This is a genomic window from Vibrio sp. 1727 (assembly GCF_033344415.1).
Classification (GTDB): domain Bacteria; phylum Pseudomonadota; class Gammaproteobacteria; order Enterobacterales; family Vibrionaceae; genus Vibrio; species Vibrio alginolyticus.
In genome coordinates, this window is the sequence record NZ_JAWPOT010000505.1 from 1 (window position 1) to 574 (window position 574).

The window sequence follows — 574 nt, forward strand, 5'->3', positions numbered from 1 at the left end:
TGCCAACATCATCACCACTAACGGTGTATTTGATTTCTCGGCAAAGAATTCAGTATGACCACTGAATGCAACACCTGCGCGATTGATCACCCCCTTGTGAACAGGGCCGGTGACAATAGCATCAAATTCATCATTCATACAGCCCAAAGCGGCTCTTTCTAGCGTTTTTAATACGTAGTGGCCGTTGGCTTCATTAAGTTGACCAGCAATCGCGTTTTCCGAAATTTCAACGTGGTCAACGATAAGTGTGCCCGCTTTTTGCGCCTTAGGTGCTTCTTCAGGATTGTAATCAAAGAGTTGGACATCAATGCCAAGCATTTTGGCACGTTCCTGCAACATGTTTTTATCTGCGCAGACGACAATCTGGTGTGCCCAATCTTCTTTTGATAGAGCCAGCACTAAGTCAGGGCCGATGCCCGCAGGTTCCCCTGCGGTTACGACAATTCTGCGAATTGAATTAGTTGTCATTGTTGTCATCCACGATTTCAACAAACGCACTTGCACGCAGCTCTTGCATCCATGCGCCCGCTTCTTCATTAAACTTACGATTGAATAGAATGCGGTAAGCTTTATT

At 45.8% G+C, this 574-nt stretch carries 1 protein-coding gene; it reads right to left on the reverse strand.

What is annotated here, in order from left to right; all coding sequences use genetic code 11:
- On the reverse strand, positions 1-468 hold a 468-nt coding region (locus tag R8O10_RS26620; RefSeq protein ID WP_318192150.1), incomplete at its 3' end, for a 4-hydroxythreonine-4-phosphate dehydrogenase PdxA.
- Between the last annotated feature and the right edge of the window lie 106 nt (positions 469-574).